The organism is Hominilimicola sp. (genome assembly GCF_046972485.1).
Lineage (GTDB): Bacteria > Bacillota > Clostridia > UBA1381 > UBA1381 > Hominilimicola > Hominilimicola fabiformis.
Window position 1 is genome coordinate 1 of sequence record NZ_JBKVWU010000030.1, and the last position, 23,827, is coordinate 23,827.

At 38.2% G+C, this 23,827-nt stretch carries 22 protein-coding genes, 1 pseudogene and 1 riboswitch; of the genes and pseudogenes, 14 read left to right on the forward strand and 9 right to left on the reverse strand.

From position 1 onward, the window contains the following. Positions 1 to 1,378, reverse strand: a pseudogene (locus tag ACLTU0_RS05095) (hypothetical protein); the annotation flags it as partial. Positions 1,379 to 1,848: 470 nt separating this feature from the next. On the opposite strand from ACLTU0_RS05095, the gene ACLTU0_RS05100 reads away from it, so the two are divergent. The 5 genes from ACLTU0_RS05100 (at position 1,849) to tuf (ending at position 6,997) form a co-directional block, all read left to right on the forward strand. Beyond that, positions 1,849 to 2,091, forward strand: a complete 243-nt coding sequence (locus tag ACLTU0_RS05100) for a ribosomal L7Ae/L30e/S12e/Gadd45 family protein (RefSeq protein WP_022229807.1) — start codon at positions 1,849 to 1,851, stop codon at positions 2,089 to 2,091. Positions 2,092 to 2,156: 65 nt separating this feature from the next. Next, positions 2,157 to 2,576 (forward strand): 30S ribosomal protein S12, encoded by a 420-nt coding sequence (gene rpsL, locus ACLTU0_RS05105; RefSeq protein WP_022229808.1) that lies wholly within the window; start codon positions 2,157 to 2,159, stop codon positions 2,574 to 2,576. 340 nt (positions 2,577 to 2,916) lie between these two features. Further along, entirely contained in the window at positions 2,917 to 3,387 is a 471-nt protein-coding gene (gene rpsG, locus ACLTU0_RS05110; RefSeq protein WP_022229809.1) for a 30S ribosomal protein S7, read from the forward strand. Positions 3,388 to 3,527: 140 nt separating this feature from the next. After that, on the forward strand, positions 3,528 to 5,636 hold the full coding sequence (gene fusA, locus ACLTU0_RS05115) for an elongation factor G (protein ID WP_412321579.1): 2,109 nt from the start codon (positions 3,528 to 3,530) through the stop codon (positions 5,634 to 5,636). Between the two features lie 155 nt (positions 5,637 to 5,791). Then, entirely contained in the window at positions 5,792 to 6,997 is a 1,206-nt protein-coding gene (gene tuf, locus ACLTU0_RS05120) for an elongation factor Tu (protein WP_022229811.1), read from the forward strand. Positions 6,998 to 7,321: 324 nt separating this feature from the next. Here the strand turns inward: tuf and ACLTU0_RS05125 are convergent, their stop codons facing one another. The 3 genes from ACLTU0_RS05125 to coaBC all read right to left on the reverse strand — a co-directional run bounded on the left by ACLTU0_RS05125 (position 7,322) and on the right by coaBC (position 9,867). After that, on the reverse strand, positions 7,322 to 7,573 hold the full coding sequence (locus ACLTU0_RS05125; RefSeq protein WP_022229814.1) for an AbrB/MazE/SpoVT family DNA-binding domain-containing protein: 252 nt from the start codon (positions 7,571 to 7,573) through the stop codon (positions 7,322 to 7,324). A 124-nt stretch (positions 7,574 to 7,697) separates the two neighbouring features. Then, on the reverse strand, positions 7,698 to 8,672 hold the full coding sequence (locus tag ACLTU0_RS05130; protein WP_412321580.1) for an ATP-binding protein: 975 nt from the start codon (positions 8,670 to 8,672) through the stop codon (positions 7,698 to 7,700). A gap of 10 nt (positions 8,673 to 8,682) precedes the next feature. Continuing rightward, complete coding sequence (gene coaBC, locus ACLTU0_RS05135) at positions 8,683 to 9,867, reverse strand: bifunctional phosphopantothenoylcysteine decarboxylase/phosphopantothenate--cysteine ligase CoaBC (RefSeq protein WP_412321581.1); 1,185 nt, start codon at positions 9,865 to 9,867, stop codon at positions 8,683 to 8,685. Between the two features lie 100 nt (positions 9,868 to 9,967). Between coaBC and ACLTU0_RS05140 the strand changes: the two genes are divergently transcribed. The 9 genes from ACLTU0_RS05140 (at position 9,968) to dapB (ending at position 18,797) form a co-directional block, all read left to right on the forward strand. Next, positions 9,968 to 10,531 (forward strand): nucleoside recognition domain-containing protein, encoded by a 564-nt coding sequence (locus ACLTU0_RS05140; RefSeq protein ID WP_412321582.1) that lies wholly within the window; start codon positions 9,968 to 9,970, stop codon positions 10,529 to 10,531. Between the two features lie 3 nt (positions 10,532 to 10,534). Next, complete coding sequence (locus ACLTU0_RS05145) at positions 10,535 to 11,038, forward strand: spore maturation protein (RefSeq protein ID WP_022229818.1); 504 nt, start codon at positions 10,535 to 10,537, stop codon at positions 11,036 to 11,038. A gap of 100 nt (positions 11,039 to 11,138) precedes the next feature. After that, positions 11,139 to 12,323, forward strand: coding sequence for a phosphoglycerate kinase (locus tag ACLTU0_RS05150; protein WP_412321583.1), 1,185 nt, complete (start codon positions 11,139 to 11,141; stop codon positions 12,321 to 12,323). A 103-nt stretch (positions 12,324 to 12,426) separates the two neighbouring features. Next, entirely contained in the window at positions 12,427 to 13,179 is a 753-nt protein-coding gene (gene tpiA, locus ACLTU0_RS05155; protein ID WP_147514754.1) for a triose-phosphate isomerase, read from the forward strand. Positions 13,180 to 13,243: 64 nt separating this feature from the next. Then, positions 13,244 to 14,761: a 2,3-bisphosphoglycerate-independent phosphoglycerate mutase gene (gene gpmI / locus ACLTU0_RS05160; protein ID WP_308456007.1), complete on the forward strand. Its 1,518-nt coding sequence runs from the start codon at positions 13,244 to 13,246 to the stop codon at positions 14,759 to 14,761. A gap of 109 nt (positions 14,762 to 14,870) precedes the next feature. After that, complete coding sequence (locus ACLTU0_RS05165) at positions 14,871 to 15,683, forward strand: stalk domain-containing protein (RefSeq protein WP_412274894.1); 813 nt, start codon at positions 14,871 to 14,873, stop codon at positions 15,681 to 15,683. Between the two features lie 66 nt (positions 15,684 to 15,749). Next, positions 15,750 to 15,923: riboswitch (Lysine riboswitch) on the forward strand. A 73-nt stretch (positions 15,924 to 15,996) separates the two neighbouring features. Further along, the gene (asd, locus tag ACLTU0_RS05170) at positions 15,997 to 17,100 is read left to right on the forward strand and encodes an aspartate-semialdehyde dehydrogenase (RefSeq protein WP_022229823.1); all 1,104 of its coding nucleotides are present in this window, start codon (positions 15,997 to 15,999) and stop codon (positions 17,098 to 17,100) included. Positions 17,101 to 17,132: 32 nt separating this feature from the next. Then, entirely contained in the window at positions 17,133 to 18,023 is an 891-nt protein-coding gene (gene dapA / locus ACLTU0_RS05175; protein ID WP_022229824.1) for a 4-hydroxy-tetrahydrodipicolinate synthase, read from the forward strand. Positions 18,024 to 18,038: 15 nt separating this feature from the next. Beyond that, positions 18,039 to 18,797, forward strand: a complete 759-nt coding sequence (dapB, locus tag ACLTU0_RS05180) for a 4-hydroxy-tetrahydrodipicolinate reductase (RefSeq protein ID WP_022229825.1) — start codon at positions 18,039 to 18,041, stop codon at positions 18,795 to 18,797. Between the two features lie 57 nt (positions 18,798 to 18,854). On the opposite strand, the gene ACLTU0_RS05185 is transcribed toward dapB, so the two are convergent. The 5 genes from ACLTU0_RS05185 to ACLTU0_RS05205 are packed head-to-tail and all read right to left on the reverse strand — an operon-like array spanning position 18,855 to position 23,671. Next, on the reverse strand, positions 18,855 to 19,343 hold the full coding sequence (locus ACLTU0_RS05185; RefSeq protein ID WP_412321584.1) for an SLOG family protein: 489 nt from the start codon (positions 19,341 to 19,343) through the stop codon (positions 18,855 to 18,857). A gap of 49 nt (positions 19,344 to 19,392) precedes the next feature. Beyond that, positions 19,393 to 19,557 (reverse strand): hypothetical protein, encoded by a 165-nt coding sequence (locus tag ACLTU0_RS05190; protein WP_308457095.1) that lies wholly within the window; start codon positions 19,555 to 19,557, stop codon positions 19,393 to 19,395. A 1-nt stretch (position 19,558) separates the two neighbouring features. Next, complete coding sequence (locus tag ACLTU0_RS05195) at positions 19,559 to 20,911, reverse strand: Ger(x)C family spore germination protein (protein WP_412321585.1); 1,353 nt, start codon at positions 20,909 to 20,911, stop codon at positions 19,559 to 19,561. After that, positions 20,904 to 21,995 (reverse strand): GerAB/ArcD/ProY family transporter, encoded by a 1,092-nt coding sequence (locus tag ACLTU0_RS05200; protein ID WP_412321586.1) that lies wholly within the window; start codon positions 21,993 to 21,995, stop codon positions 20,904 to 20,906. The genes ACLTU0_RS05195 and ACLTU0_RS05200 overlap by 8 nt, the downstream gene beginning before the upstream one ends. Positions 21,996 to 22,027: 32 nt before the next feature. After that, positions 22,028 to 23,671: a spore germination protein gene (locus ACLTU0_RS05205; RefSeq protein ID WP_412321587.1), complete on the reverse strand. Its 1,644-nt coding sequence runs from the start codon at positions 23,669 to 23,671 to the stop codon at positions 22,028 to 22,030. Positions 23,672 to 23,827: the final 156 nt, after the last annotated feature.

The window sequence follows — 23,827 nt, forward strand, 5'->3', positions numbered from 1 at the left end:
TTTCTGTTAATTCCTTTGATGTTACTTCTGATAACTTTTCATTATCTGATGTTTCTGTCTTTGTTGTTTCAGGTTTCGCGATTGCTTTTGTTTCTGCTTTCACATCAGTTTTTGTGTTATCATTTGCGGCTGATTTTTCGTTGTTATCGATAACGCTTGTGTCCTGTTTTGTTTCTGGCTTTGAATCTGTGTTGCTATCAGCTTTTGCATCTGCTTTTAATTCATTTTCGGAAACTTTTGACTGTGTTTCTTTCCTATTATATAGGGCGTTATCTGATGCAGTTTCTTCAGACTTATCTGCATCGACCTTTGCATCCTTGTCTAAATCCGCAACTTTATCTGTTTTATCAGTTGTATTTTCTGTTGTTTCTGTTTTTGTATCTGACAGTGTTTCTGTGTTATCTTTGTTGTCAGCATTTTCACTGTTTTGTTTTTCTTCAAATGCCTTTAGAATTTCTTCGTCTGACATATTACTGAAATCAGTTGCACCTGTGTTGTTATTAGTATCTCCAAGCAAAGATAGGTCATATACAGAGTTTTCCTGTGTAAGACCTGTCTTGTACATATCTTCCACGAAGTTTTTAACTTCTTCAGATTCAAACTCTTTCTTTGAACCTGCGTCTTGTTGTTGTTCTTCCTTTGACGGAGCTTGTCCGTTTGAAAGATAGATTGTACCTGTAATCTTTTCGTAAGGATTTGATTTTAGCATTGCATAGAAAGGAGTTCTTTCTATATCTTCTACTTTTTCCTTATCCCATGTAATATCAACGGTACTCTTTGCACCGTCTACTTTCGGTGTTGAAATTGAGAAGAACTTCGGTTCAACTTGCCACTCAATGTCGCTGCCGTCACCATTTGCAGCGATTGCTGAAAATGTTTGTGTTTGTCCGAAATATGAGAATAGTGAGAAATCTTTATCAAAAGAAAGCTTATCGCTGTCGTTATCCTTTGAGAAAGGTTCAAGCACCTGTGAAGTACTTGTAGATTTATTTGAAGTGTCAGATGATGATATATTATTATAAGAAGACGATGAAGAGGAATTGTTTTTTGCACCCGAAACAGACGAAGTGTTTGCTCCGCCTTTTGAACTGTTCTCTGTATTATTTTGCGCATTACTATCAGACGCAGCTGCCTGTTCGTTGTTTTCGGCATTTTCTGCGTCATTTTGATTTTTATTGTCCTCATCATCGGCAGCGCCAGCGTCCTTTGACTCTGTGCTGCCTGAAGCATCTTTTGCTTTGTCCTCCACAGTTCCGGCTACTATTGCACGCCCCGCGTTAGTAACCTCCGCTAATGTAGGAACTTGAACCGATGTTCCTACCATCGACACCATAATAAGTGCCGATAACACTTTTGTCATCATCTTGTTAAATTTCATTTTTAATCTCCACTAATTTGCCTTTAAGGTATTTTGTGTTTTACACTATATATAGTAGAAAGTATGTCGATTTTTGTCTTGACGGCACACTTCTCCTATTATGTTTATTATACCTCTTTAGGGTATATTAGTCAAGATGTTTATTAAAGTTTCGTGTATATTCTTGCATTCTCTTTATATTTTTGTTAAATTTGTATTATTTTCATTGCTTGTAAAATATCTGTATTTCAGTTGAAACACTTCTGTAACGAAAATCGCATTTTATTTCATTTGTTTCATTTACGACTCGTTTTCTTTGCAATCATTGCTTTAAAATTTCACTTTTGTTATTTTCCCAAAAATCTTTGATTTTCTTTTAAAAAAACTATTGACAAATGTAGTTTTTTTATATATAATCTGATAAGTTGAGTGTGTCATAAATAATACACTTGACAAAGTACAATTTTTCAGATACGGAGTGTGACAAAACCATGATTGGTGATGCCGAAAGGTCAAAGTTGCAGGTTGGTTATAAACAAGCTGTAAGAGCTTTAAATGAAAACAAAGCCTCTAAAGTCTTTGTTGCCGAAGACTGTGACGACCATATTAAAGACGGAGTAAGCAAAATTGCTATGCAAAGCAATACTCCTGTGTTCTTCATTTCTACAATGAAGGAATTGGGGAATATGTGCAAAATTGAAGTCGGTGCAAGTTGTGCCGTCGTATTAAAGTAGTTTATTACATATCTTAATGATATGCGATAATATATAAAAATTTATGAAAGGAAGTGTAACACGATATGCCTACATTTAATCAATTGGTTAGAACAGGTAGAAAGACATCAAAGAAGAAATCTACTGCTCCAGCTCTTCAAAAGAGTCTAAACTCTCTAAAGAAGAAGACTACTGACAAGAGTTCACCTCAAAAAAGAGGCGTATGTACAGCTGTAAGAACTGCTACACCTAAGAAGCCTAACTCAGCTCTAAGAAAGATTGCCAGAGTTAAGCTTACAAACGGTATTGAAGTAACAGCTTACATCCCGGGTATAGGTCACAACCTACAAGAACATAGCGTTGTGCTTATCAGAGGTGGAAGAGTACGTGACCTTCCTGGTACAAGATACCACATTATCAGAGGTACTCTTGATGCTCAGGGTGTAAACGGACGTCTTCAGTCAAGAAGTAAGTATGGTGCCAAGAAGCCAAAGGAAAAGAAATAATGCCGCGTAATTAACTAATACGCGCATATCACAAGTGCATATCGAGTTATATTATTATATATTCGAATAGCACCACGGGGTTTTGAAAGAATAAACTCCGAGTACCTGTGATGTCATTAAGGGGAAAACAGATATTATATTTGTTTTCTGTCACAGTAGTTTTCCGTCGGAAAATATCGCTGAAAAGACGCAGATGAAATTTGATAAATATCAAGGCACAAAACGCAGGAATACTCTGTGTATTCCGAGTATTTGTAACGCCGATATTTGCAAATTGCATCAAGTATTTGCAGCGAGATTTGACAGAGGGAAACGCTAATTTATGAAGGAGGGAAGTAAAGTGCCAAGAAAAGGTTTTATAGCAAAAAGAGAAGTGCTACCTGATCCGATATACAATAACGTTGTTGTAACAAAGCTTATAAACAACATTATGCTTGACGGTAAAAAGGGTGTTGCTCAGAAAATAGTTTATGATGCATTCAATATCGTAGCAGAAAAGACAGGTAAGGACGCACTTGAAGCATTCCAGGAAGCTATGGATAACATCATGCCGGTTCTTGAAGTAAAAGCAAGACGTGTGGGTGGTGCAACATACCAAGTTCCTATGGAAGTTCGTCCGGAAAGACGCCAAACATTGGGTCTAAGATGGCTTACTCGTTACTCAAGAGAACGTAACGAAAAGACAATGAAGGAAAGACTTGCAAACGAAATCGTTGACGCTATCAACGGTACAGGCGGTTCAGTTAAGAAACGTGAAGATACTCACAAGATGGCTGAAGCTAACAAGGCTTTCGCTCACTACAGATGGTAATTTGTTTTTTAAACAAATCGCTTAACTTTGAAATTTAACCCGAAAATCGCATATAATAGGGGACAAGCAGTTTTGCATTGCCCCTATGCGGATTTCGACAGATACACTATTTTTACCTTTGTTGAAAGGAGGAAATTATTTTGGGTAGACAATATTCACTTGAAAATACAAGAAATATCGGTATCATGGCTCATATCGATGCCGGTAAAACTACTACAACAGAAAGAATTCTGTACTACACAGGTATCAACCACAAAATCGGTGAAACACACGATGGCGGTGCTACTATGGACTGGATGGCTCAGGAACAAGAGCGTGGTATTACAATTACTTCAGCTGCTACAACATGTTTCTGGCAACCAAAAGAAGGTCCTTTTAAGGGTATAAAGAACAGAATTAATATCATTGATACCCCTGGACACGTTGACTTTACAGTTGAAGTTCAAAGATCTCTAAGAGTTTTGGACGGTTCGGTAACAGTTATGTGTGCTAAGGGCGGTGTTGAGCCTCAGTCAGAAACTGTTTGGCGTCAAGCTGATGATTACAACGTACCTCGTATGATTTTCGTTAATAAGATGGACATCATGGGTGCTGACTTCTATAATGTTGTAAACATGGTACACGAAAGACTAAACGCTAACGGTGTGCCAATCCAGCTTCCAATCGGTGCCGAAGATACTTTCGTAGGTATCATCGACCTTATGAACATGGACGCTGAAATTTATGATGATGAACTTGGAACAAAGTTCCATAAGGACGCTATTCCGGCTGATATGCAGGAAAAAGCTGAAGAATATCATCAGGCAATGGTTGAAGCAATCTGTGAAACAGATGAAGCTTTACTTGAAAAGTTCCTTAGCGATGAGGAAATTTCAGTTGACGAATTAAAGGCAGCTTTGAGAAAAGCTACTATCAATAATGAAATCGTTCCTATGCTTTGCGGAACAGCTTACAGAAACAAGGGTGTTCAAATGCTTCTTGACGCAGTTATCGAGTACATGCCTTCACCGGTAGATGTACCTGCTATCAAGGGTATAAATCCTGATACAGACGAAGAGGACGAAAGACCGTCATCAGATGACGCTCCGTTCGCTGCTCTTGCATTCAAGATTGCAACTGACCCATTTGTTGGTAAGATTTGTTTCTTCAGAGTATACTCAGGTACTCTTGAAAAGGGTTCATATGTATTGAACTCATGCAAGGGTAAGAGAGAAAGAATGGGTAGAATTCTACAAATGCACGCTAACCACAGAGAAGACCTTGATATAGTTTACTCAGGTGATATAGCTGCAGCTGTTGGTCTACAAAATACAACAACAGGTGAAACACTTTGTGATGAAAAGCACCCAATTATCCTTGAGTCTATGGACTTCCCTGAACCGGTTATCCGTGTTGCTATCGAGCCTAAGACTAAGGCAGGTCAAGAAAAGATGGGTATCGCTCTTGCAAAACTTGCAGAAGAAGATCCAACATTCAAGACTTACACAGATGAGGAAACAGGTCAAACAATCATCGCAGGTATGGGTGAACTTCACCTTGAAATTATCGTTGACAGACTTCTTCGTGAGTTTAAGGTTGAGGCTAACGTTGGTGAACCTCAGGTTTCTTACAGAGAGGCTATCAGAAAAGCAGTTAATATCGAACATAAATATGCTCGTCAATCAGGTGGTAAAGGTCAGTACGGTCACGTACTTCTTAAACTTGAGCCGCTTGAAGAAGGTGCAGGTTATGAATTCGTTAATGCAATCGTCGGCGGTGCTATTCCTAAGGAATATATCCCTGCTGTTGACGCAGGTATCCAAGGTGCTATGCAATCAGGTGTACTTGCAGGTTACAACGTAGTTGACGTTAAGGCAACTCTATATGACGGTTCATACCATGAAGTCGACTCATCAGAAATGGCATTTAAGATTGCCGCTTCTATGGCGTTCAAGGAAGGTATGAAGAAGGCTGATCCTGTTATTAAGGAGCCTATCATGCTTGTTAATGTTATCGTTCCTGACGAATACCTTGGTTTCGTTATCGGTGACCTTTCATCAAGACGTGGTATGGTTAAACAGCAAGAATCACGCAGCGGCGGTGTTACTCAGGTAACAGCTGACGTGCCACTTGCAGAAATGTTTGGTTATGCTACAGTTCTTCGTTCAGGTACACAGGGACGTGGACAGTACTCAATGGAACCTTCACACTACAGCGAAGTTCCGAAGTCTGTTCAAGAAAAGATTATGAACGAACGTGCAAAGAACTAATTGAATTTTATATGGTAAGTAGGATTTTTCCTACTTTCGCCGTTTAAATTTTAACAATTTATAAATTTATTGAAAAAATACTTGATTTTTTCACCAAAAGATTGTACAATAAGTTTATTAATGTATATAAAATATTTTAAGGAGGAATTTCTACAATGGCAAAAGAGAAATTTGAAAGAACTAAGCCGCATGTTAACATTGGTACTATCGGTCACGTTGACCATGGTAAGACAACTCTAACAGCTGCTATCACAAAGGTATTGGCTCTTAAGGGTCAGGCTCAATTCGAAGCTTACGACATGATCGATAAGGCTCCGGAAGAAAGAGAAAGAGGTATCACTATCTCTACAGCTCACGTTGAGTACGAAACAGACACACGTCACTATGCTCACGTTGACTGCCCGGGACACGCTGACTACGTAAAGAACATGATCACAGGTGCTGCTCAGATGGACGGCGCTATCCTTGTTGTTTCAGCTGCTGACGGTCCAATGCCTCAGACAAGAGAACACATCCTTCTATCAAGACAGGTTGGCGTTCCTTATATCGTTGTATTCATGAACAAGGCTGACCAGGTTGACGATCCTGAACTTATGGAACTTGTTGAAATGGAAATCAGAGAACTTCTTAACGAATATGACTTCCCTGGCGACGATACTCCAATCATTTCAGGTTCAGCTCTTCAGGTACTTGAATGTGATTCAACAGATCCTAACGCTCCTGAATACAAGTGTATTCTTGACCTTATGGACGAAGTTGACAGATATATCCCAACTCCTGAAAGAAAGTCAGACCTTCCATTCCTAATGCCTATCGAAGACATTTTCTCAATCACAGGTCGTGGTACAGTTGCTACAGGTAGAGTTGAAAGAGGTCAGCTAAACCTTAACGACGAAGTTGAAATCGTTGGTCTTACAGACGAAAAGAGAAAAGTTGTTGTTACAGGTATCGAAATGTTCAGAAAGCTTCTTGACTACGCTGAAGCCGGCGACAACATCGGTGCACTACTTCGTGGTGTTCAGAGAAACGAAATCGAAAGAGGTCAGGTTCTTTCTAAGCCTGGTACAATTCACCCACACACAAAGTTTAAGGGCGAAGTTTACGTACTAACAAAGGACGAAGGTGGCCGTCATACACCATTCTTCAACAACTACAGACCTCAGTTCTATTTCAGAACAACTGACGTTACTGGCGTTATCACACTTCCAGAAGGCACAGAAATGTGTATGCCTGGCGATAACGTAAAGATGGAAGTTGAACTTATCACTCCAATCGCTATCGAAAAGGGTCTACGTTTCGCTATCCGTGAAGGTGGTAGAACAGTAGGTTCAGGTGTCGTTTCTGAAATCGAAGAAGCGTAAGCTTTACTGATTTGATTATTCAAAAAGATGTTACTTCGGTAACATCTTTTTTTGTGTTCTTTTATTATTGATGTCAAGATAGGGGAGAGTATCTGTTTTACAGACTCATAGGATTTTAAAACAAGAGATTATATAAGAGCCACCCCTCAGTCGCAATGCGACAGCTCCCCTCAAGGGGAGCCTTGTATGTTGGTATGGTATGTTGTATTTTAACGTTTTATCAACATTAAATCGTACTAAAAAATGTTTTATCCACAATTTAAAGTTATTATCAACACAAAAAAAGAACCGCATCAGACTAAGCGGTTCTTTTTTTTGATATGATTATTCAGCTACATAGCCGTTAATCTTTTTAGCACACTCAGGGCAAATATTCTTACCGTTGAATTGGAATATATTCTTTGCATCGCCACAGAATATGCATGAAGGTTCATACTTCTTTAGGATTATACAGTTATCTTCTGTATAAATTTCCATTGAATCCTTAATGTCGATTCCAAACTTTCTCCTTAGTTCTACCGGAATGACAATACGGCCAAGTTCATCAACCTTTCTAACGATTCCTACAGATTTCATTAAAATTTTCCTCCTTATCTAATATTCTTTTAAACGGTAAATTTATTATACCACATATGTAATAAATTGTCAACAAAAACAGAAAAAATACTAACAAAAATAATTTTTATAGAAATACCGCGTTTTATGCGGATTTTAGCGACAACCACAGCGAAATGGCTTTTAAACTCACATATCGTGCCAACATATTTTTTGCTTTTATTACACGCTTTGACATATTCATCAAATAATCGGTATCATACTTAGCCGCAAGCTGTCTTAACGTATCTTTTTTATCAATATTAATAATCATATTCGGTGCTTGCGATTGCATAAGAATTATATCACGCAGATATGCAAGCCAAAAAACGAATATATTTTCAGCCTTATCTTTATTTTCATCAAGATACTTCTTCACAACGAATGCCGAACTTCTGTCTGTTGACAATACCGAAAATAAATTTTCAAGTGAGGATGTTCTCACTTTTTCAAAGTTTTCATCATTTATAATATTGTCAGCCACTCCCGGCACACCTGCACAATACTTAATCAAAAACGGCAAGCGTTCCTTTTCTTCGGGATATTTTTCGCTTATATACTTCTCCATAATCACGTCAGACACAGACGGAAAATGCACAAGCGTAAAACGTGATAAAATTGTCTGCAATAGGGAAGCGGAGTTTTCTGTTATCAAGATAAATACTGCGTATTCCGGCGGTTCTTCAAACGTTTTTAAAAACGTGTTTTGTGCCTCCTCGGTAAGCAAAGACGCGTCCTCAAATATATAAACCTTATGCTTTGAATTAAACGGCTTTACAGCCACATCCTCCTCAAGTTTACGCATATCTTTTGCACCGATACTTTTTTTGTCGGCCTTCGGCCGAACATAAATTATATCGGGGTTTGTGTCCGCTTTTGATTCTACGCAATTATGACAACTTCCGCAAGGTGCGACACCTGTATTTTTGCACGTCAATGCCGCCGCAAAAAGTCTGGCGGAATTGAGTACACCCAAGCCCTTTTCACCCTCAAATATATACGCATGTGAGCTTGCGCCGTTATGCACCGATTCTATTAAATTTTTCATCAAATCCTCGTGGAACGTTTCGTATCCGTACATAATCTGCTTCCTATCTACTCAAAATGAAATCAAATATCTTTTCCGCAACTTCATCTTTTGTCATCTTTTCAAGCTGAACTTCATCATCTTTTGTTATAAGCGTCACGATATTTGTATTACCACCAAAGCCTGCACCGTCTTGTTTAAGATTATTTGCGACAATCATATCACAATTTTTCTTTTCAAGTTTCTTTTTTGAATTTTCAAGCATATTTTCTGTTTCCATAGAGAAACCGCAGATAAATTGACCGTTTTTTCTTTCACCGAGAGTTTTTAATATATCATCCGTAAGTTCAAGCTCAATCGACATATTACCGTCCTGTTTTTTTACCTTTTCACTGCTTACGTTCTTAGGTCTGTAATCAGCTACTGCCGCCGCCTTAACGATTATATCCATACTGTCGGCACGTTCTATTACCGCGTCATACATATCTTTCGCACTCTGCACCTTAACCGTATTCACAAACACAGGAGGCTCACTGTCGCATTTACCCATAACAAGCGTCACGTCCGCACCTCTTAGCATTGCGTTCTTTGCAAGTGCAAAACCCATTTTTCCGCTCGAATGGTTTGTTATGAATCTCACAGGGTCGATAGCCTCTACAGTTGCACCGGCTGTAACAAGCACTTTTTTACCTGTCATATCTTTTTCAAATGCAATCTCTTTAACAATGTATTCAAACAAAAGCTCTTCATCAGGCATTCTGCCGTCACCCATATCGCCGTTTGCAAGCATACCGTGCGCCGGTTCAACTATTTCATAGCCGTAACGCTTCAGCTTTTCAATGTTATCCTGCACGATAGGGTTATGAAACATATTATGATTCATAGCAGGTGACACAATTTTCTTGCAAGGACAAGCCATAACAGTGGTTGTAAGCATATCGTCGGCGATACCGTTTGCAATCTTGCCGATTACATTTGCACTCGCCGGTGCAATCATAACCACGTCCGCCGCTTTTGCAAGTGCAACGTGTTCAACGCTGAATTCAAAATTACGGTCAAATGTATCTATAAGGCATTTATGCTTTGTCAATGTTTCAAAAGTTATGGGATTTATAAAATTAGTTGCGTTCTGCGTCATAAGCACGTGTACTTCACAATGCTGTTTTACAAGCATTCTTGCAAGATTTGCGATTTTGTACGCCGCAATACTTCCCGTAACTCCAAGCACGACTGTTTTTCCTTTGAGCATACTAATCCTCCGTTCAAATTATATTTATATACATTCTTCTATTATAGCACAATTTTTCATATAAATAAATATCAAATTCACAAGAAACGGAGGAAAGTATATGAATTATATTTGGTGCTTGATGATTATTGTGTCGATAGTTGTGTCAATTTTTAACGGCACTGTCGACCAAACTATAAACAGTGCGTTTGAGGGTGCGAAAAGTGCCGTTTTTACGGTATTGTCATTTGCGGGAGTTATGTGCTTTTGGACGGGTATTATGAAAATTGCCGAAAATGCGGGATTGTCACAGAAATTAGAGAAATTATTAAAACCTATAATAAACTTCCTGTTTCCCAATGCAGGACAAAAAGCAAAAAAATATATTGCCGTGAATATGAGTGCCAACATACTCGGAATGGGCAACGCCGCAACGCCTATGGGCATAAAGGCTATGCAATGTCTTGACAAGGAAAACAACAATCCGCTTTACACATCAAAAAATATGTGTACGCTTGTCGTTTTGAACACCACGTCCGTACAGCTTATACCCACAACAATAATCGCTCTGCGTGTCGCGGCAGGCTCTGCAAATCCGTTTTCGGTTATTCTGCCGATTTGGATTTCTTCATTCACCGCCGCATTTATTGCTTTAACACTGACAAAATTACTATACAGGGAGTAAAATATGATTTATGTAATACCGCTCATAATTGCACTTGTTCTTATAACCGCAATGATAAAAAAACTTCCGTCATACGAACTTTTTATAGATGGGGCAGAGGAGGGAATGAAAATAGTATCAGGCATATTTCCGCCGCTTGTAGCGGTGCTTACCGCCGCATATATGCTCCGTGCGTCAGGCACGCTTGACCTTATAGTATCACTCCTTTCACCTATCACAAATTTAATCCCTGCCGAAGTTATGCCTTTGGCACTTATCCGTCCAATATCGGGCAGCGGTGCAACGGGCATACTTACCGAAATTTTAAACAATTACGGTGCCGACAGCGAAGTCGGTCGAATTGCCTCCGTTATAATGGGTTCGACTGAAACAACTTTCTACTGTCTTTGCGTATATTTTGCGAAAACAAGGGTAAAACATAACTTGAAAGCTGTTCCTTTTGCGGCTGTCGGTGACATAGTTGGCATATTGACGGCGGCTATTTTGATTAAGTTGGTAAAATTTTAACGAATTTTAATTATATACTTGAAAAACAGATAATTTTTATATATAATATAATCAAGAAAAATCGGATAATTTTGTCCGCATAAAAAAGGAGAAATTGACTATGTACAACAAATTAACAGTTGAAGATGTTGACGTAAAAGGCAAAAAGGTTTTAGTACGTTGTGACTTTAACGTGCCGCTTGACGCTGACGGTAATATCACAGACGAAAACCGTATTGTAGGTGCACTTCCTACAATTAAGTATCTTATAGATAACGGAGCAAGAGTTATTCTTTGCTCACATATGGGTAAGCCAAAGGGTGAGCCTGTTCCATCACTTTCTCTTGCACCTGTTGCAAAGAGTCTTTCAGAAAAGCTTGGCAAAGAAGTTGTTTTTGCCGCTGACGATAACGTAGTAGGCGACAACGCTAAAAAGGCTGTTGCAGAAATGAATGACGGTGATGTTGTTCTTCTTCAAAACACTCGTTACAGAAAAGAAGAAACAAAGAACGAAGAAGCTTTCTCAAAAGAACTTGCTTCACTTGCTGATTTGTTCGTAAATGACGCATTCGGTACAGCTCACAGAGCTCACTGCTCAAACGTAGGTGTATCTTCAATTCTTAAGCCGGCTGTTGCAGGTTACCTAATCGAAAAGGAAATCAACTTCCTCGGTAACGCAGTAAACAATCCTGTAAGACCGCTTGTAGCTATTCTTGGCGGAAGTAAAGTTTCTTCAAAGATTTCAGTTATTGAAAATCTTTTAAAGAAAGTAGACAAGCTAATCATCGGCGGCGGTATGGCTTACACATTCTTTGCGGCACAAGGCAAGACAACAGGTACATCACTTCTTGAACCTGATTACATTGACTATGCCAAGAAAATGCTTGACGAGGCAGGCGACAAGCTACTTCTTCCTGTTGATACAGTAGTTGCTAAAGAATTTGCAAACGACGCCGAATCACAAGTTGTTGAAGGTAATATTCCTGACAGCTGGATGGGTCTTGACATCGGTCCTAAGACAATCGAACTTTACAAGGATGCTCTTAAAGACGCAAAGACAGTTGTTTGGAACGGTCCTATGGGCGTATTTGAAATGCCAAACTTCGCAAAGGGTACAAATACAATAGCTCAGGCTCTTGCCGATCTTGACGCTACAACAATCATCGGCGGCGGTGACAGTGTTGCTGCAGTAAACCAAGCAGGTCTTGGCGATAAGATGAGCCACATCTCAACAGGCGGCGGCGCATCAATGGAATTCCTTGAAGGTAAAGAACTTCCTGGTATCGCAGCTTTGACAGATAAATAATTATTGTGACAGGGCGGTCATTGACCGCCTCTCACCATATTTTAAATATTCCGTAGAGTGACTGTCTGTCACTTATAATTAAACTACAAAAGGAGAAATTACAATGGGAAAATATATAATTGCCGGTAACTGGAAGATGAACAAGCTTCCGTCAGAAACATATGATTACATCAAAGAAGTAATCGACGCAACAAAGGGTTCAGAATGTGAAGTAGTTTGCTGTACACCGTTCGTATGCCTACCACAAGCTGTTGAGGCCGCTAAGGGTTCACACGTTAAAATCGGTGCTGAAAACCTACACTTTGAGGACAAGGGCGCTTTCACAGGTGAAGTAAGTGCAGAAATGCTTAAAGACCTTGGTGTTGATTATGTTATCATGGGTCACAGTGAAAGACGTGAATACAACAACGAAACTGATGAAACAGTTAATCTAAAGGCTAAAAAGGCTCTTGAAAAGGGTCTTATTCCTATCGTTTGCTGCGGTGAAAGTCTTGAACAGCGCGAAGCCGGTATCACAATGGACTGGATTGCTATTCAAATCAAGAAGGCATTTGCCGGAATCAGTGCTGACGACGCTAAAAAAGTTGTCGTTGCATACGAGCCAATCTGGGCTATCGGTACAGGCAAGACTGCTACTGACGACCAAGCTGAAGAAGTTTGCGGCGGTATCAGAGAATTACTTGAAAACCTTTACGATGCTGAAACAGCAAAGGCTATTACTATTCAATACGGCGGCAGCATGAATCCTAAGAACTGTGCAGGACTTCTTGCTAAGCCAAACATTGATGGTGGTCTTATCGGCGGTGCATCTCTAAAGAGTGCTGACTTCGCTGTTATCACAAAGGCAGCTAAATAATGATTTTACAAAAGGGCAGGCATTATTGCCTGTCCTATTTTTAAACATAAAGGAGTAATTACTTATGGCAAAGAAACCAATCGCATTAATTATTATGGACGGTTACGGCATTAACCAAAATACAGAGGGTAATGCTATCGTAGCGGCAAAGAAACCTCATCTTGACAAGCTTTTAGCCGAATACCCACATTCACAGCTTTCTGCAAGCGGTCTTGACGTCGGTCTTCCTGACGGTCAAATGGGTAACAGTGAAGTAGGTCACACAAATATCGGTGCCGGCAGAATTGTTTATCAAATGCTTGTTAAGATTTCAAAAGACATTAACGACGGTAAAATTTATGAAAACAAGGCTCTTTCAGACGCTATGGACGCCGCTAAAGCTAACGGCAAGTCACTTCACCTTATGGGACTTCTTTCAAACGGCGGTGTACACAGCCACAACGAACACCTTTACGGTCTGTTAAAGATGGCTAAGAAAAAAGGTATTGAAAACGTATATGTTCACACATTCCTTGACGGTCGTGACGTTCCTCCTACATCAGGTGCCGAATTTATGGCTGAACTTGAAAAAGAAATTAAAGAAATCGGCGTAGGCTCTGTCGCTACAATTATGGGCAGATTTTACGCTATGGACAGAGATAACGCTTGGGACAGAGTCGAAAAGGCTTACAAAGCTATGGTTGACGGCGAAGGCATACAGGAAACAGACGCTGTTACAGCCGTTAAAAACTCATACGCAAATGACGTTACAGACGAATTTGTTATTCCGACTGTTGTTGACAAAAACGGTATGATTAAAGAGGGCGACAGTGTTATTTTCTTCAACTTCCGTCCTGACAGAGCAAGACAGATTACAAGAACTTTTGTTGACCCTGACTTCACTGGCTTTGAAAGAAAGTATTTTCCTGTAAACTTCGTTTGCATGACTCAATATGACGAATCAATGCCAAATGTAACTGTAGCATATCCGCCGGAAACTCTTGAAATGACATTCGGAGAATACATCAGTAAGAAAGGTCTTACACAGCTTAGAATTGCCGAAACACAGAAGTATGCACACGTTACATTCTTCTTCAACGGCGGTGAAGAAAAGCAATTTGACGGTGAGGAAAGAATACTTATCAAGTCACCTGACGTTGCAACTTTCGATATGAAACCTGAAATGAGTGCTTATGAAGTTACTGACGCAGTTGTTGACGCAATCAATTCGGACAAGTTTGATGTTATCATTCTTAACTATGCTAACTGTGATATGGTCGGTCACACAGGTATTATGGAAGCGGCTGTTAAGGCGGTTGAAGCCGTTGACGAATGTGTAGGAAGAATGGTTGACGCTATTCTTGCAAAGGGCGGACAAGCTATCATCACTGCCGATCACGGTAACGCTGACTGCTTAATCGACCCTGTTACAAAAGCTCCGTTTACAGCTCATACAACTAACCCTGTTCCTATGATTCTTGTAGGTGCAGGCGATGTTAAAGTTAAGAACGGCAGACTTTGTGACCTTTGCCCGACTATGCTTGACCTTATGGGACTTGAAAAACCTGAACAAATGACAGGTGAGAGTCTTATTGTAAAATAATTTTTGATATATTAGAGTGTCGAATTCAATCGGCACTCTTTTTTCTTTAAATTTCCACTTGTTATATTGCTGTTTATACTATATAATTAGCGGTGAGGAGGGATATGATATGAAAAAAATAGCAGCACTTTTTTTATCACTGATGATTATGTCACCGACGGTTTTTGCCGATGATGATATAACGGTATATCTAAACGAAGATGAATTAATATTTGAGCAGTCACCAATAATACAAAACGATTCAACTCTTGTACCGTTCAGAGCGATATTTGAAAATCTTGATATGGTTGTACAGTGGTTTGGCGACGAACAGCGTGTAACGGCTCAAAAAGACGACTTAACCATAACTTTGTTTATAAACGAAAATACGATGTATGTCAATGATACGTCTGTCGAGCTTAATACGCCCCCTATAATCTACAATGATTACACCCTTGTACCGTTAAGGGCTGTATCGGAATCGGCCGGTGCAGAGGTATTTTGGGACGGTGACACGCATACAGTTTATATTGAAACCGATAATGAAAGTGATTTTGATGATTGGGGATATGAAGTTCTGAATCTCGTAAACGAAGAACGTGCAAAATATAATGTTGCACCGTTAAAATGGGACGATTCGCTTGCCGCTCTTGCCGAAAGTCACTGTGAAGATATGATAGACAGAAACTTCTTTGCACACAATACTCCTGACGGACAAACTCCGTTTGACAGAATGAAAGCCGCAGGGATATCATATTCTTCGGCAGGGGAGAATATAGCCGCAGGTCAATCTTCACCGCAAAATGTTATGGATTCTTGGATGAATTCACCGGGACACCGCAAAAATATATTAAATCCCGATTTTGAATATATAGGCGTAGGACTTGCACGAGGAGGATCATACGGTATTTATTGGGCACAGGAATTTGCAACGTTTAAATAATGTAATAAAAAAATAATATTTTTCCTATTGACACATACAATTAATAGTGGTAGTATAATAATATATAAGCAAGGTAGAGGTGCGCTTGTGTATCAGTATGTATACGGAGATATGCAATTATCTTTGATGTATACGGAAAGGACACAGTGCCGAAGTTTGAATATTATTGCGGATATTCATTCTGGGCATATCGTTAACAGCGGTATGACTGTCATCGTAAGGTGGGGAGCTATCGCTGTTTTTGTTATATGCAAACATAGCAGTAGTTTCTGACTACTGCTTTTTATTTTATAAAAAACAAAGGAGAGTCAAAATGAAAGACAATTACAAAGTAGGTATTATAGGTGCAACAGGTATGGTTGGACAGCGTTTTATTACACTTCTTAACGACCACCCATGGTATACAATCGAAGTGCTTGCAGCATCTCCGAGAAGTGCCGGCAAGGCTTATAAAGACGCCGTAGGCGCTAAATGGGCTATGGACGAAGAAATTCCTGCATCAGTGGCAGATATGGTTGTTATGGACGCTACAAACGACGTTGAAAAAATTGCAGAAAAGGTAGATTTCGTATTCTGTGCAGTTGATATGAAAAAAGACGAAATCAAAGCTCTTGAAGAAAGATATGCTAAGGCTGAATGCCCTGTTGTTTCAAACAACTCTGCTCACCGTCATACTCCTGACGTTCCGATGATTATTCCGGAAATCAACCCTCAGCACATTGAAATTATTCCTGCTCAGCGTGAAAGACTTGGTACAAAGAGAGGTTTTATCGCAGTTAAGTCAAATTGCTCTCTACAATCATATTTGCCTGCAATGGCTGTTGTTAATATGAAGTACCCAATCGACCACGCTCTTGTAACAACTTATCAAGCTATTTCAGGTGCAGGTAAGACTTTTAAAACATGGCCGGAAATGGTTGACAACCTAATCCCATACATCGGCGGAGAAGAAATGAAGTCAGAAGTTGAGCCTAACAAGGTACTTGGTAAAATTGAAGGTAAAGAAATTGTTCCTTCAACCGAATTGCAAATCGAATGCCAAACATACAGAGTTCCTGTATCAAACGGTCACACAGCCGCTATATTCTTCTCATTCAAAGACAGTGCAAACAAGCCGTCTGTAGAAGAAATCGAAAAAATGTGGGCAGAATACAAAGGTGTTCCTCAGGAACTTAACCTACCTCACGCTCCAAAGCAGTTTATTCACGTTTACACTGAAAAGGACGCTCCTGATCAGCCTCAAATCAAGACTGCCCGTGAAATCGACGGCGGTATGGCTATTTCATGCGGACGTTTGAGAGAATCAACACAATACGATTATAAGATGGTTTCTATGAGCCACAATACTCTAAGAGGTGCTGCAGGTGGTGCGGTTCTTCTTGCTGAACTACTTACAGCTAAGGGTTATATGGATTAATTTTAAATTTTATTGAAAGGAATTGATTTAATATGTCTAAGACATTACCTTTTACAGGTTCCGGCGTTGCCATTATTACGCCGTTTGACGGCTTAAAGACAAATTATGATGAACTTGGAAAATTAATTGAATATCATATTGAAAACAATACAGACGCAATTATAATTTGCGGTACAACAGGTGAGGCATCTACTATGCCTGACGAAGAACATCTTGCAGCTATCAAGTACACTGTTGAAAAAGCGGCAGGCAGAATTACTGTCATTGCCGGTACAGGTTCAAATGATACTGCTCACGCAATCGAGCTTTCAAAGAAAGCTGAAGAATACGGTGTTGACGGAATTCTTTCTGTTACTCCGTATTACAACAAGACTACTCAAAAGGGACTTATTGCTCACTTTACGGCTATTGCCAATGCAATCAAAATTCCTGTTATCCTTTACAACGTTCCGTCAAGAACAGGTATGAGTTTTGCTATCGACACTCTAAAGGAACTTGCAAAGGTTGAAAACATAGTTGCTATCAAAGAGGCAAGCGGAAACATCAGTTATATGGCTAAGGTTGCCGCAGAAGTACCTGATTTATACATTTATTCGGGTAACGACGATATGATTGTTCCTACACTTTCGCTTGGCGGTAAGGGTGTTATATCTGTTGTTGCAAACATTCTTCCTAAGGAAACTCACAACATATGTGAATACTACTTTAACGGAGAAGTGGATAAGTCAAGAGATTTACAATTAAAAATGCTTGATCTTATCAACAACCTATTTATCGAGGTTAACCCTGTTCCGATTAAGACTGCTATGAATTTGTTAGGCTTCAACGCAGGCAACTTGCGTATGCCTCTTGTTGATATGGACAGTGCAAACCTTGAAAAACTAAAAAAATCTATGACTGATTTCGGTATGAAACTTGCATAAAGGAGCAACGGACTAATGACGAAAATTATTATGAACGGTTGTAACGGTAAAATGGGGCAGGTTATTACCCGTCTTGTCAGTGAGGACAATGAATGTGAGATTGTTGCAGGCTTTGACGTAAATGATTCTATTGAAAATACTTATCCTGTTTTCACAAATCCAGATGAATTTACAGGCGACGCCGATGTTATAATCGACTTTTCACACCCATCTGCTCTTACAACTGTACTAAACTACTGCAAAAAGAGAAAATTACCTGTTATTCTTGCTACAACAGGTTATACTGATGAGCAGAAAAAGGAATTTACAGAGGCATCTAAAGAAATTCCTGTATTTTTCTCTGCAAATATGAGTCTTGGTATCAATCTTATCATTGCTCTTGCAAAGAAAGCTACAAAACTGCTTGAAGGAAACTTCGATATTGAAATTGTTGAACGTCATCACAATCAAAAAATTGACGCTCCGTCAGGTACTGCTCTTGCTATTGCTGACGCTATTGACGAAACACTTTCTTATCCGGCTGAATATGTCTATGACAGACACGCAGTTCGCAGAAAGAGAAAGCCTACCGAAATAGGTATTCACGCAGTTCGCGGCGGTACTATTGTAGGTGACCATGAAGTTATCTTTGCAGGAACTGATGAAGTTATCGAATTAAAGCACAGCGCTCACAGTAAAGAAGTTTTTGCGGTCGGTGCAATTAAGGCTGCAAAATTTATGAGTGACAAACCTGCCGGAATGTACAGCATGAATGATTTAATCAGCACACTTTAAGACAGCAATAAATTGTCACATTTTTACTACAAAAAAAGAGGCTTTCGAGCCTCTTTTTTAATATATTTCATCAGCTATATTCACAATTTCAATACCCACATTTTCCGCATTACGAAGCGTAAAACCTGTTCCGCTTTTCTGCATAAGGCAAAATGCAATACAAAATGATGAATCTTTAATCATCTTCAAATTTCTCAATTTCATACAATCGTCCGTATACACGCTTTCGGTAATGTAAATTATCTTATCGGCTTTTGAAAGTACCATTCTGTATCTGAATTGTTCGCTCTCTTTCCACATTTTACTCTGACCGTAACAGGGAAGGTACATAACAAGTTTTATATTCTGATATTTTTCACGCATTTCAATTACAGTTTCTGCGGCTATTGTATCAAAACCAAGTGCACCGCCGTCTATAAACGTATTAACACCGTATTCGGTAATCATTTTTTCTATATTATCGGCAAGTTGTGCCTTTACAATTTCAATTTTTGATTGTGCTATTTTTCTGTGTCCCGTAAAAAAGCACGTCTTGCTCTTATCCACAAAATCACCTCTGAAATATTATACACTTATGATATGATTTTTTCAAGTGTTATCTTACCAAAAAATACATTGAGCCGACAACCGTTACAAACGCAAGAACAAACAAACTTATACCGCCTAATTTATTATTATCCTTTAAATTATATACTCCGTAGCTAACTACTGAAGTAGTACATACTAAAATTACCATTATAACCAATACATTTCTTACCATTTTATTCCCTCACAATCAATCCTGTTCTTCTGACTTTAAAGTCGGTACACACAGAGAATTTGTATTCGCTCCAGTCGACGTTTTTTTTGAACCAATTATATTGATTATTTGTTAAAAACTTATATTTTACCTTTTCATTTAATTTTAAAATGTCACTATTATACTTTTTTGTAAAGTTATTTATAAATTCTGTACAAGCACTGCTCGTATAATTTGCTACATCTCTTTCAAAATCTTCGATTTTATTTTCTACATTATAGTCTGCCGGTAGGGAATAAAGGTCACTTTCTATATACAATTCTATATCAACGGTCTTTTTATCAGTATCAATTTTATATTTTGGCTTTTTCTGTTGAGTTGTTTTTACGGTTATAGGAATATCGGGAGTATCATTATTATAATAAGTAAGATAACTATAGGTATAGTCACCTTTTAACATCTTACATATTTCAGTCTCAACTTCACCAAGTTCACCGACCATTTTATCTTTTTCAAACACAGCCGCACCTATTGCTTCAGCTTTATTTTTCTTTTCGATAGCGGTCTCACCGCCAACATAGTTTTTTATATCATATTCATACTTGCTTGTATTTTTTTCGGCGTCTTTTTCTTTTTCATTTTCATCTTTTTCATTTGAACTTTTACTTTCAAAACTGTCCAAGCTCTCCGAACTACCCTCCGAGCCTTCATTTTGACTGTCTTTTGACTGTCCTTTATCATCATTTTGACTGTTACCGCCTGATCCATCAATTACACCCGCAACAGGCAATATACTATCATAGTTATCTGTATATAAACCCGTAAAAAACTCTCTTAATTGACCGTCAGGAATACCTACAAGCTGATTTTTTTGGTATATTAGCTGATAATATTGTGCAGGGTTTACCTCCATTTCAGGATTTACCGATGTCAAATAGTCATTTGCGGTCGTATTTGCCACCGCTATGAACACATCAGGTCTGATTTCTTCACTTCTCACAAGTGTTTCTATCATATCTTTAACGCCCTTTTCGGCTATTTCTTTTGAAAATACTATCAATTTTGCATGTGACATAGAAAAGCTTTTACTTACTATATTATTCGCCAAGCCGACACCGGCATATATATTTGGTGCCTCAATAGTAACGTTATCAACTATTTCACTGCCTGCTTTTCCGCCGGATTCCGACGCTCCTCCGCTTATTTGAGTGGTGTTCGCATACTGAATTGTTATTTTATAATTACCATCATCTGTACTGTCTATACCAAGTGCAACCACATATGCGATTTCATTCGGCTCTTTTCCTGTACAGCCTGTGAGGAGTGTTGTTAAAACGACTACTATAATAGTTATAATTATTCGTATTCTACTCACTTTCACCACTCTCCTCATTTACAGTTCGTTTGTTATATATCTTTTTTGAATAAAATCCGAACAAAATAGGCAATAAAAATGCCACGGGGTATACTATTATGTTTTCCAACCGTTCAGATTTAACCAAATCCACAACAGAACTCGGCAATACAGCCACAATTCCGCTTATTATCACAACAGGAAATATAAGCGGTTTATAATATTTAAGGTCAAATGTTATCTGCCACACATAACACAGTGCATATACATAAATTGATGAATATATAAGCACAAGAATTGACCATACAAATTGGAATATTACCTCAAATCTGCTGAAAAAGTTACCCAAATGTATCACTCTCGACAGTTGATACACGGGAATCATAAATTCTCTTGAAACCGGATAAGGATAAATTAAGCAATATGACAGTAAAATGACTACTCCGATAGTTGCACTTATATAAATTGCTCTCCAACCGCTCTTTTTTGCCTCTGAAGTATTTTCACAATATGGAAGCAGAATGTTCAACAGCAATATATCCGAAAACAGTGAAATTGTATTTATTCCTTTGACCGTTATACTGTAAACCCCGTTGCCTAGTATCGGAAATATGTTATTTATATTGAAATACGGTATCAAAAGTATCAACGACAGCAGCAACACTATTCCGGCAAGCGGCATAAACATATTATTTACTCTTGCTATCGGTTCAAGACCTATATATGCACCTATTCCTATAGCAAGCATAAATATCGGTATTATAAATTCTATTTTAAAGTCCTGCAAGAGTACCATTTTGACTGTTTCGGGGAAAATTCTTATAATTGACGAATAATTTATCAATAAAACTACAAAAACAACAACTCCGACTATTATTTTAAGCCACTTTTTTCCTGTCATTTCAGCAAGCTGTATTATATTTTTATTACTTCTGTATAGTTTGGTTGTAATCCAAAACAGTCCTATTACAATCAATGTATTGTATATACACTCTATCCATGCTGCATTTCCGCTGTTTATAATCATTATTTTAGGAAATGTCAAGAGCATTTTTACCGATATTACATTAATGAGCAGTGTCGTCATTTTCTTTCTGTCTATCATAACTACTCCTTCTAATGTTTCACGTGAAACATTTATCGTGTATTCTTTTTAATTTTCCAATTACGGCTTATCTTCGGTTCTTCCGTATTTTTTTTGGTTTTTAGAAAATCCGGACGATATTCTTTCTTCCATATAGGATTTTCAAATATAGAATTAGTCATACTTCTGTTATTAACCTTTGGAATAGGGGATAAATACGGTACTCCGAAACTTGTTTGCTTTGCAACATACAAACTATATATGAAAATACCTATTGCAATTCCGTAAAAGCCCATTACAGCCGCCAAAGCTATAAAAGCAAGTCTTAAAATTCGATAACCCCAACTAAGTGAATAATCTGAAGTTGCAAAAGAACCGATACCTGTTATAGCTATAATTATAATCATAATCGGACTTACTATTTTTGCACTGACTGCGGCTTGTCCTAAAATCAAACCTCCGACAATACCCAGTGTTGAGCCTATTGGGTTTGGCATTCGTATTCCTGCCTCTCGTATCATTTCAAACGATATATCCATTAACAAAAGTTCCACTATACTTGGAAAAGGTACGTTTTCTCTTGCCGCACTTATTGAATATAACAAATAAGTCGGTATTATTTCTTGATGAAACAACGTTATAGCAAGATATAATCCGGGAAGAAGAATAGACAAGAACATCGCTAACATTCTGATTATTCGTGACATATTTGCATACGGTACACGCAAATAATCATCAGAAACTGCGTGAGTAAGTTCAAAAGCGTTTGTCGGCATTATTAATGCTCTCGGACTGCCGTTTAAAATCAGTACAACACGTCCTTCTGTCAATGCTCGTGCTGCCCTGTCCGGTCGTTCCGTTGCAAAAATGTGGCTTGTAAGCGAAAAAGTCTTATCTTCAAGCATCATTGCAACTTCTTCGATTGCAATTACATACTGTATATTGATACTGTTAATCCGTCTTCTCACTTCGTCAACCATATCACTGTTAGCAATATCGGAAATATACAACATTACACCTCTTGTTTTGCTGACACTTCCGATTTTAATACCTTCCGCAATAAGTTTTTCACTTTTAATTATTTTTCTGACAAGAGCAGTATTATTTCTAAGCATTTCTGCAAATGCCTCTTGCGGTCCGTAAATAGACTGTTCATTTTCAGGTTTACCGATACTTCGCGTACCCCATTCACGAACATCAAGTGAAAAACCTTTTGAAAAGCCGTCTACAAACACAGCACAACCACCAAAATTAACTTCTTCAAATATAGTATCCATACTGTTTGTAGTTATTGCCTGCGAATGTGCAATAAATCTGTCTATTATTTCAGTTTCATAACTGTATATCTTGTCATCTGAAAAGTAGGGGATTTCAAGCAATGTCTTTATTATTGCCAAATCAACCATATCTGTACTTACCATACCGTCGATAAATACGATAAATGCTTTGCGTCCCTCTTTTAAAACAAGCTCGCGTATTACTATATCATTATTAATAGGTACGTTAAATCTGTTTCGTACATACGAAAGGTTTTCTTCATAGCTTTTTGATACAGTATCATTTGCGGTTGTTTCGATTTTTTCATCTCGAACATCGTATTCTATATCGTTACTTTTATTTTTCAACTTAAAATCATTTTCTTGAGCAGTAGGAGAGAATATCACATAATCTTTTATTTTTCTAAATAAATTGTTCATTTTAATCCTCCGTTAAATATATCATATATATTATGGTATCACTTTTTAAAAATTATACATATGTTTCACGTGAAACATTACATTTGTGTTAAATCTTCAATATGTTTCACGTGAAACATTTACAAATAAAAATTTTATGATATAATAATATATAGA